We start from the raw sequence: 7,802 nt of genomic DNA, 5'->3' as shown, positions 1-7,802 counted from the left end.
AACCCGATTCAATACTAAGGCCGTCTGAAAGAGTATTTCAGACGGCCTTTTTGTATGGTTTCTATTTATCCAATACGGTGCAGGATAATTTCTAAGACAAATTTACTACCTATATAGGCAAAAATCAGACTGACAAATCCGACAATGGTCCAAACGGCGGCTTTTTTACCCCGCCATGCGGTCATGCTGTGTTTCAACAATAATGCGCCATAAATCAGCCACGACATAATACTGAAGATGGTTTTATGCGTGAAGGTCATGGGTTTGCCGAAAACGGCTTCTGCAAAAAACGTACCGCTGATAACGGAATAGGTCAATAAAATGAAACCTGCCCAAATACCTTGGAACATGAGTTTCTCCAAACTCAATAAAGGCGGCAAGAAGCTGACCAATGCGGAAAAACGGCGTTTGTGCAAATTACGGTTGATTAAAAGGATTAGGATGGCAAATAAGGTAACGATGCCAAATAGTCCGTATGCAAGCAATGATGATGCAATGTGCGACAGCGGCAATAAGTCTACGATTTGACGGCCTGTGAAATCTCCCGGGAAAAGGAAACCCAGCAATAAGGTCAATGCGGCACAGGGATACAATAAGAGTTGCACACCGCGCAGACAATAAAAGAAGCTGCCCAAACAGTACATCATCAGCATCAGCCAGACTATCAGGCTGAGCGAATAACCAAAACCGGTAATCAATACCCTATCCTGCAATACCGGGAACATCAATGCTGCGCCATGTACCAATAATGCGCCACTCAAAATCAACAGCTCGGTCTTCAGCGGGTAAGATTTATTATTGTGCTTTTTATGTTGCAACCAGGAAAATGCGCCCAATCCGGCATACACCAGCATAAGGCAGATTAAGACAATCGGCATAAATATCTTTCTCAATAGAGGTGTGAACACTAGACGGACAGCCGACAGGGTTTCAGACGGCCTTGGTGTGCGTGTTTGTGTTCTTGAAGCATAACTTCGGACTATCGTGTAAAATAATCCGAATTTTATTTTAACAAAGAATGCCCTGTATTGGGCAGCTATTCTCATTATCAAGGATAAGTATGTTAGACAACCTGACCAACCGCTTCAGCAAGGTACTTAAAAATATTCGCGGCCAATCAACGCTGACCGAAGACAATATTAAAGAAGCCTTGCGCGAGGTTCGTCTTGCCCTGCTGGAAGCCGACGTTGCATTGCCCGTCGTTAAAGAATTCGTCAACACTGTCAAAGAACAGGCACTTGGCCAAGAAGTCGTCGGCAGCCTGACGCCTGACCAAGCCTTTATCGGCGTAGTCAACCAAGCCTTAGTCGAATTGATGGGCAAAGAAAACAAAACGCTGGACTTATCGGTTTCACCGCCTGCCATTGTTTTGATGGCCGGTTTACAGGGTGCCGGTAAGACAACAACCGTCGGCAAACTCGCCCGCCTGCTGAAAAACGATCAGAAGAAAAAAGTTTTGGTGGTATCTGCCGACGTTTACCGCCCGGCCGCGATTGAACAGCTACGCCTGTTGGCCGAACAGGTCGGCGTGGACTTTTTCCCATCCGATACCAACCAAAAACCGGTTGAGATTGCCATTGCCGCCGTCGATTACGCCAAAAAACATTTTTACGATATCTTGATGGTCGATACCGCCGGCCGTTTGGCAATCGATGAAGAGATGATGAACGAAATCAAAGCGCTTCATGCGGCGGTCAACCCGGTTGAAACTTTGTTCGTTATTGATGCCATGTTGGGTCAGGATGCAGTGAATACCGCTCAGGCATTTAATGAAGCCCTGCCGCTGACCGGTGTCGTATTGACCAAGATGGACGGCGACTCGCGCGGCGGTGCGGCATTGTCCGTGCGTCATGTAACCGGCAAACCGATTAAATTTATCGGCGTCGGCGAGAAAATCAACGGTCTCGAACCTTTCCATCCCGACCGTCTTGCCAGCCGTATCCTCGGCATGGGCGACGTATTGACCCTGATTGAAGACGTTCAAAAAGGTATTGATGAAGAAGCCGCCGCCAAAATGGCGAAAAAGCTGCAAAAAGGCAAAGGCTTCGACCTCAACGACTTTAAAGAACAAATCCAGCAGATGCGCAATATGGGCGGCTTGGAAAACCTGATGTCGAAAATGCCGGGCGAACTGGGTCAAATCTCGAAACAAATCCCCGAAGGCACGGCTGAAAAAGCGATGGGCAAAGTGGAAGCCATCATCAACTCAATGACTCCAAAAGAACGCGCCAACCCTGCCCTGCTCAAAGCCAGCCGTAAACGCCGTATTGCAATGGGTGCGGGCACAACCGTGCAGGAAGTGAACAAATTGCTCAAACAGTTTGAACAAATGCAACAAATGATGAAGATGTTCAGCGGCAACGGTTTGGGCAAACTGATGCGTTTGGCCAAAGGCATGAAGGGAATGAAAGGCATGTTCCCGGGTTTGTAAGCTAATTTGACAGAAAACGCCGTCTGAAAAGTTTCAGACGGCGTTTTTTTACTCTAGCAAGAATTACTGTTCACATAATAACTATGAAATCTATTCCTTTTAAGAATTTTCATAGCGTATCGTTGCCTCTTCCAGCATTTCCCATTGGCCACCACTACCATGGTAGGTTTCGGCACCAAGCCTGAAAACGGCATTGCAGTGCGTACATTGAAAATAATGCACCACGAAATCGTTCCAACCATATATGTCACGATTACCCTGAGAATCTGTATGGGTAATGTAACCGCTGTTAGCGATGGTTTTGGCAACATCAAGGCTGGGACCATAAACTTTGTCGTAGGCTGGAGTAATATCGATAAGCGTGCCGTCTGCTAAACGATCAGAGGCTCGCAGTAACATTTGCGATAATTTTTTCGGAACCCTGATACGAACGGTAGGTCGCAGGTCAGAACAGTAATCACACATGGCTTAGATCTTTCAGTAAAGTAAAGGAAAAAAGATAAGAGACGCGAGACCTTTACTCATTCAGCCTTCAACTTATTGCGGCTTTTTCTGCTCTTCGCGTACTTTGTCCACCAGTTGGTCAATCGTGGTCATGCCGGACTGCCAGTCTTTAAATTCGACTTGGTATTTGCCGCCGACGATCACGGTCGGTGTGCCGCTGATTTGGAATTTATTGGTCAATTCTTCCATTTGAGCCGCACGCGCTTGGCTTTCAGGCGCTTCAAATGCAGCCAATACTTTTTTGCCGTCAAACGCAGTTTGCTCGGACAACCATTTTTTCAGGGTGTCGGTATCGGCCAAGTTGATTTTTTGGTTAACCATCGCATCGAAAATATGGCTGTTGGCTTTATCTGATTCACCGGCCATTTCCACTGCGGCCGCCAAACGTGCCAGAGGTTTCATTTCATCACCCCAAACGACATGCTCCCGGCGCATATAGGTATCGTCTTTAAACGTTTTGATGTGTTCGCTCAAAACCGGCTCCAAATGGGCACAATGCGGGCAGAAGTAGCCGAAGAATTCCAATACTTCGATTTTGCCGGCCTGCTGTTGCGGAATCGGGTTGGATAAGACGGTGTAATTGACACCTTCTGTCAATGCGGCAGGGGCTGCCGGAGCGGATGCACTGCTTTGGGCGCTGTCTGCCGGAACGCTGGTTTCCGCCTGTTTGCCGCAAGCGGCCAATGCCAACAGGGTCAATGAAGTCAAGGCTAAGGTTTTCAGTTTCATAGGTATCTCTTTACATTCAAATCAATGGGCGGATTTTATGGCATTTTGTTGGAGGTGTGTTCGATTTGAGTGAAAAAATGTGTTTAGTTTTATTTCAACCTTTATAAAAGGCCGTCTGAAATATGGCTTAGATCATAGCCTTATTTTCAGACGGCCTTTGCCTGGTTTCATCAGAAACGGTAATTTACCCGGGCGGTATAGCCGCGCGGATTACCCGGCATGGCGTCCGAACGCCAATATTTTTGATTGAGCAGATTGGCTGCGGCAAAGGTAACGTTGACGTTTTTATGGTTCCAACCGAGCATGGCATCAACTCGGGCAAAACCGGGAAGCGTGGTGACTTCTTTATTTCTTGAATCGTAGCCGTAGCGTTTGCCCGTACCGGTTACGCCGATTTCGCCGTAGAGGTTTTCGGTCGGCGTGTAACGGAAGAACAGGTTGCCGGTAACATTGCTGGTGTTATCTAGATGGATGCCCACTCGGTCGGGATTCTCTTTGTCTTCAACGACTTTCGCCTGCATCACGCCCAACGAACCGCGTAGGTAGAGTTTTTTGGGGATGATTTGTCCGATGGCGGACAGCTCCACGCCGCGCGAACGGTGTTTGCCGCCGACAGCCCAAGTGTAGGGATCATTTTGCGCGTCGGGACGGTAGCGGATATTGAAGCGTTCGATTTGGTAGGCGGACAATGTGGTGCTGAGGCGGTCGTCCAGCCAACTGCTTTTGACTCCGGTTTCGTATTGGCGGGTGTATTCGGGATCGGCGTTGAACACGGCGGCAGATGAAGTGTCGATGCTCAAATAGCCGCCGCGTCCGCCATAAGGCGCGAAGCCTTTGTTATATGAGGCGTAGAGCGTGTGGGCGGGCGTTACGTTCCACACTGCACCGATATTGGGGCTGAACGAGTGGCCGCTGTATTGGCGGCTGCTGCCGGTGAGTTTGTTTTCGGAATTAAAGGTGTATTTGTCGTAACGGCCGCCGAGGACGAATTTCAAATCGGGCGTGGCGGAGAAGATGTTTTGCACGAAAATGCCGTAGGAGTTGGCTTTGTGGCGGTTTTCGGTGAGAACAGGCTGCAACCTACCCGAAGCCGGCCAGCTTGCGCGGTCGTAGGGGTCAATGGAAGCGGAAAAGACGCGACTGTAACCCAATGTCGGGTTGCGGTGTTCGCGGCTGTAGTCCATACCCACGGTCAGGTGGTTTTCAAAACGGCCGATGTTGTAGTCGCCATTGAGCGTGAAGTTGGATGACAGGGTTTTGTTGTCGGTCTGCTGCCAGGCGTAGTTACGCTTGATTAGGCTGCCGTTTTCGCTGCCTGCATAGAAATGGTCGAAATCCTGCGCCGCCGTGCGGTGGGCGAGCTGCCATTGGGCGCGCCATTTGTCGTTGAAGGCGTATTCAAGGTCGGAACGCCAGACTTGCAGCTTGTCTTTGACAAAATCGTTCGGGTGGGCGAAACCCATGCGGTAAGGCAGTCCGAAGCGGTCGTACACGGACTTGGTCGGACTGCGGTCGGGCGTGCGCTCCACATTGTCGTAGGTGTATTGCCCCGTCCATTTCAAACCGTTGTCGAGTTTGACGGTAATGCTGGGCGAAACCATGACGTTTTTGCTGTCTATGCCGCTGCGGAACGAATTGGCGCGCCCGACTTCGCCGGTGAGGCGGATGGCGACGTTTTTGTTCAGCACTTCGTTGATGTCCATATTCAGGCTGCGGTTTGCCCACGAGCCGTAAACCGCACCGATGTTGCGGCTTTGTTTGAAGTTGGCGTATTTGCTGACCATATTGATGATGCCGCCGCCGTTGGTGCGTCCGTAAAGCACGGAAGACGGGCCTTTCAGGATTTCCACGCGCTCGATGTTGGCGGTGCTGCGGCGGACCTGCCCACTTTCGCGCACGCCGTCGCGGTAAATATCGGATGCGTCGGCTTGAAAACCGCGCAGGAAAATGCTTTCGCCGCGCATATCGTAGGCAGCGTCAATACCGGCGTTGCCTTCGAGGATGGAACTCAAATCGTTCGTGCCGTAATTTTTGTTTTTCTGGATGTTGAGCGTATCGACGGTTTGCGGCGTTTCTTTGATGAGCTGGCCGTTGCGGGTAACGGCAGCTTCGTCGTAGTTGATGTAGCCTTTGAGTACGCTGGTGTCGGACTGCCCAACCACGGAAACGGTGGGCAGGGTGGCGGTGTAATGTTCGCCATTATCCTGCGTATCGGCGGCAGCAACAGGGAAGGAAGCGATAATCAGCGTGGGTAATAAAGCCAAATGAAATGGTATTTGCATTTTTATACTCAATTTAACGAAACAACCGAATTATATTGCCTCATAAAAGAAATGAGAATAGTTTCTTTTAATTATATTTAACATGATATTTGCAAACAAAGGCCGTCTGAAACACATATCGGTTTCAGACGGCCTTCGTTTATTAATATTAATAGATACTGCTACACTACTTACTCAACAGCATTTCCTGCATCAGCTTCATGCCCCATTGCCAGCCGCCGAGCGCGCCGTTTAACCGGCCGGAATGCGGCGACTGAAGCAGGCGCGCCTGCCAGCATTCAGCCTGTTCTTGCGCCCAATCGCGTGGCGTGCCGTTTGTTTCGGCGATGACCAACGCCGTACGGCAAGGACAGCGGACGCGTTGGAACGTATGGATTTCGTCTTCGGGAAAAGCCTCGGGACTCGGCGAGACCAAAATAATATTGGTCAGGCGTTTTTGCGTCAGGATGTCGGCTTGGTACAGCCATGCCAAAAATGCAGACACACCGGTACCATGGGCCACGACGGCAATATTTTTGCTGACAATATGCTCAAAGGCCGTCTGAATGGCGTGTTGCCATTCTAAAATGGTTTGCCGACTATCGGCTTCGGCAGTTTGAACAATCGGATAGCTGACCGCCCAGCGGTCTATCCACATTTCTGCTTCATCCGCATCGCGTATCAGAAACAGTGCCATTTCTTCGAGTTCGAAGCTCTGCATTTTCAGACGGCCTATTTGAGCAAGTCGTTGAGTGTAAATGCGATCAACAAGGCGGCTGGCACGCTGAGAATGGCACAAGTCGCCAGACACAGTACGATGTTGGCAATCAGCCGCCAGCCCTTCCAAGCAAAGCATTTGGCCGCAATCAGCAGGCAAGGCAATGAAAACAGCAGCCACACCAACGCCCATGTCGGATTGGCCTTGGTCGGCGCAACCCAGCCGGACATCCGCGCCAGCATGAATATTGCCCACACCAGCATGGGCAGCACAAATGCCGCCACAACCCAAACCGCACCTACGCCGGTTTTACTGTTTATATTCCAGTCGTACTTACCAAAAAACTTATTCGGCAACATAGTCATACTCCACAACTAAAGGGGCGTGATCCGAGAATTTTTCATCTTTATAAACATGTGCGGAAACAGCTTTGGCGGCCAGCTCCGGCGTAACCATCTGATAATCAATACGCCACCCGACATCTTTCACATACGCTTGTCCGCGGTTGCTCCACCAGGTATAGCCCGGCACATCGGGATAAAGTGTGCGCCACATATCCGTCCAACCGAGTTTGTGGATGACTTTGCCTATCCATTCGCGCTCTTCAGGCAGGAAGCCCGAATTTTTCTGATTGCCCTTCCAGTTTTTCAAGTCGATATTTTGGTGGGCAATATTCCAGTCGCCACAGACGACGATGTCGCGTCCTTCGTTCTTCATGGCTTCGAGCATGGGGTAGAACGCGTCCAAAAAGCGGTATTTCACTTGTTGGCGCTCTTCCGCGCTGCTGCCGCTGGGCAGATACAGCGAAATTACCGACAACTTGCCGAAATCGCAACGGACAAAACGGCCTTCCCTGTCAAATTCTTCAATGCCCATGCCGATTTGCACATTGTCGGGTTTGCGTTTGCTGTACACCGCCACGCCGCTATAGCCGCGCTTTTCGGCGCAATGCCAGTAGCCGTGCATACCGTGCGGATTTTTCATGTCGTCCGACAGATCGGCTTCTTGAGCTTTCAGTTCCTGCACGCAGACAATGTCCGCGCCCGATGCGGCGATGTATTCGTAAAAACCTTTTTTATAGGCGGAGCGGATGCCGTTGACGTTGGCAGAGATGATTTTCAACATAAGATTTGAGTGATATTTAAAAACGGATAATGGG

At 50.0% G+C, this 7,802-nt stretch carries 8 protein-coding genes; 1 reads left to right on the top strand and 7 read right to left on the bottom strand.

Annotation, left to right across the window (positions count from 1 at the left end; genetic code table 11):
* Positions 1-65: 65 nt before the first annotated feature.
* Positions 66-878 carry a cytochrome C assembly family protein gene (gene ccsA, locus HMPREF2551_RS10115; RefSeq protein ID WP_003749434.1) on the bottom strand — a complete coding sequence of 271 codons (813 nt, stop codon included), beginning with the start codon at positions 876-878 and terminating at the stop codon, positions 66-68.
* A 182-nt stretch (positions 879-1,060) separates the two neighbouring features.
* Here ccsA and ffh point away from each other — a divergent pair, with 182 nt between their 5' ends.
* A complete protein-coding gene (gene ffh / locus HMPREF2551_RS10110) occupies positions 1,061-2,431 on the top strand; it encodes a signal recognition particle protein (RefSeq protein ID WP_070838809.1) in 1,371 nt (456 codons plus the stop codon).
* Between the two features lie 99 nt (positions 2,432-2,530).
* Here the strand turns inward: ffh and HMPREF2551_RS10105 are convergent, their stop codons facing one another.
* The 6 genes from HMPREF2551_RS10105 to HMPREF2551_RS10080 all read right to left on the bottom strand — a co-directional run bounded on the left by HMPREF2551_RS10105 (position 2,531) and on the right by HMPREF2551_RS10080 (position 7,768).
* On the bottom strand, positions 2,531-2,830 hold the full coding sequence (locus HMPREF2551_RS10105; RefSeq protein ID WP_004520276.1) for a hypothetical protein: 300 nt from the start codon (positions 2,828-2,830) through the stop codon (positions 2,531-2,533).
* Positions 2,831-2,968: 138 nt separating this feature from the next.
* A complete protein-coding gene (locus HMPREF2551_RS10100) occupies positions 2,969-3,664 on the bottom strand; it encodes a thiol:disulfide interchange protein DsbA/DsbL (protein ID WP_070838807.1) in 696 nt (231 codons plus the stop codon).
* Between the two features lie 170 nt (positions 3,665-3,834).
* On the bottom strand, positions 3,835-5,946 hold the full coding sequence (locus HMPREF2551_RS10095; protein ID WP_070838806.1) for a TonB-dependent receptor: 2,112 nt from the start codon (positions 5,944-5,946) through the stop codon (positions 3,835-3,837).
* Positions 5,947-6,112: 166 nt separating this feature from the next.
* Positions 6,113-6,646 (bottom strand): alpha/beta hydrolase, encoded by a 534-nt coding sequence (locus HMPREF2551_RS10090; protein ID WP_070838805.1) that lies wholly within the window; start codon positions 6,644-6,646, stop codon positions 6,113-6,115.
* Positions 6,647-6,657: 11 nt separating this feature from the next.
* On the bottom strand, positions 6,658-7,002 hold the full coding sequence (locus HMPREF2551_RS10085) for a hypothetical protein (RefSeq protein WP_003749424.1): 345 nt from the start codon (positions 7,000-7,002) through the stop codon (positions 6,658-6,660).
* A complete protein-coding gene (locus HMPREF2551_RS10080) occupies positions 6,989-7,768 on the bottom strand; it encodes an exodeoxyribonuclease III (RefSeq protein WP_070838804.1) in 780 nt (259 codons plus the stop codon). Before HMPREF2551_RS10080 ends, HMPREF2551_RS10085 begins: the two co-directional genes overlap by 14 nt.
* Between the last annotated feature and the right edge of the window lie 34 nt (positions 7,769-7,802).

It is taken from the genome of Neisseria sp. HMSC066H01 (genome assembly GCF_001837375.1).
In the GTDB taxonomy this organism is placed as follows: Bacteria; Pseudomonadota; Gammaproteobacteria; order Burkholderiales; family Neisseriaceae; genus Neisseria.
Note: the sequence above shows the minus strand (reverse complement) of the source record. Positions and strands in the feature narration are given on the sequence as shown.